The sequence below is a fragment of the Priestia sp. P5_B4 genome, from assembly GCF_056400385.1.
On sequence record NZ_JBFULJ010001021.1, the window covers coordinates 1 to 1,248 of the forward strand.

The 1,248-nt window shown below is 34.1% G+C and carries 3 protein-coding genes; 1 reads left to right on the plus strand and 2 read right to left on the minus strand.

The annotated features are described in order from the left end of the window. Nucleotides 1-36: 36 nt before the first annotated feature. Together AC1DRF_RS28430 and AC1DRF_RS28435 are read right to left on the minus strand one after the other, a co-directional pair. Entirely contained in the window at nt 37-321 is a 285-nt protein-coding gene (locus AC1DRF_RS28430) for an AbrB/MazE/SpoVT family DNA-binding domain-containing protein (protein WP_477742364.1), read from the minus strand. A gap of 105 nt (nt 322-426) precedes the next feature. Further along, nucleotides 427-639: a hypothetical protein gene (locus AC1DRF_RS28435; RefSeq protein ID WP_057240527.1), complete on the minus strand. Its 213-nt coding sequence runs from the start codon at nt 637-639 to the stop codon at nt 427-429. A gap of 326 nt (nt 640-965) precedes the next feature. Here AC1DRF_RS28435 and AC1DRF_RS28440 point away from each other — a divergent pair, with 326 nt between their 5' ends. Further along, nucleotides 966-1,238: an HU family DNA-binding protein gene (locus AC1DRF_RS28440; RefSeq protein WP_427077288.1), complete on the plus strand. Its 273-nt coding sequence runs from the start codon at nt 966-968 to the stop codon at nt 1,236-1,238. The last annotated feature ends 10 nt before the right edge of the window (nt 1,239-1,248 follow it).

The following is a 1,248-nucleotide window of genomic DNA, read 5'->3' on the forward strand; positions in this document are numbered from 1 at the left end:
GCATAAAAAATAGTTCGACCTAAAAAGCCTTTGAATTTACGATTCAAAGGCTTTTTGCTTATCTTTTATTTCGTTAAATAAAATTTTTGCGCCTAACGGACTTAAAACCATGTTATTTGCATATCTACGATTTTGAGGCGTTATCTCACCTGTAATCACACATTTGTTATATTCTTCGTATTTTTTTATTTCTATATAATCATCTTCCAATAAGATTTCTACTGAATCGTCTTTACCTATATCCATTCCTTTTCTTAGTTCAATGGGAAGCACTATACGTCCCAAGGCATCTATCYTTCTTAATGTACTTAGTCCCTTCATCCTAACTCGCCTTTTATATGTTCACAAGTGCAACTTCGATATTATACTATAAATGTATAAATTAACCAATGAGAATCTTATAAACTAAGCTTGTGGAGACAAGGATTAGAACTTTTTCTTAGATTGCTCTTGTACGTAAGTACACGTACGTGCATGTTCACGTGAAAAGAAATGATCTTGTTTATGATAAACTTTCACTCCACAAGAAGGGCAAGCAAAGAAACCCACTTTAGGACCTTGGGTCACTTCGTGTGCATAAAACTCACCAGCTGTTTCAAACATCACTACATGGTTCGCTTTCTCAATCTTAGCTCTCATACAAGCATCTCCCACCTTATTTTGAGTTTACTTCCATAATAAGGTTTAATATGGTGAATTGTAAAAGAAAATGTATAAGTATATACCTATATCTGCAGAAAAAAGCAGCATTCCTATGCCATTTACGCATGAGAATGCTGCTTTTATTAATTCTCTTTTATATGAATATATAGTAGCAACTCGAGTATCTACTTGAACCTTCATATAGAGTTTTCTAGCAGATGCATTATGTATTTAAAAGAACATACGTTTGACCATTACAAGGAAACTATGATATATTTTTTGTCTACACAGACTATACACAGTAAGGAATGAGGTATTTAGATATGAAAAAAGCTGAATTTATTGATGCTGTTGCTTCCAAATCAGAATTAACAAAACAAGACGCAAAAAAAGCGATTGATGGATTATTCGAAATCATTGCTACGACGCTTGCACAAGAAGAAAAAATTCAAATCGCTGGATTTGGTACATTTGAAGTACGTGAACGTGCCGAACGTACAGGCCGTAACCCACAAACAGGTGAACAAATCGCGATTGCTGCTACAAAGGCTCCCGCCTTTAAGCCAGGAAAAGAATTTAAAGAAGCTGTTAAATAAAGAATCTAAT

What these genes read in the sequence shown, in the direction of transcription:
- AC1DRF_RS28435 (WP_057240527.1), bottom strand. Translation starts at nt 639, where the DNA reads ATGAGAGCTAAGATTGAGAAAGCGAACCATGTAGTGATGTTTGAAACA.
- AC1DRF_RS28440 (WP_427077288.1), top strand. Translation starts at nt 966, where the DNA reads ATGAAAAAAGCTGAATTTATTGATGCTGTTGCTTCCAAATCAGAATTA.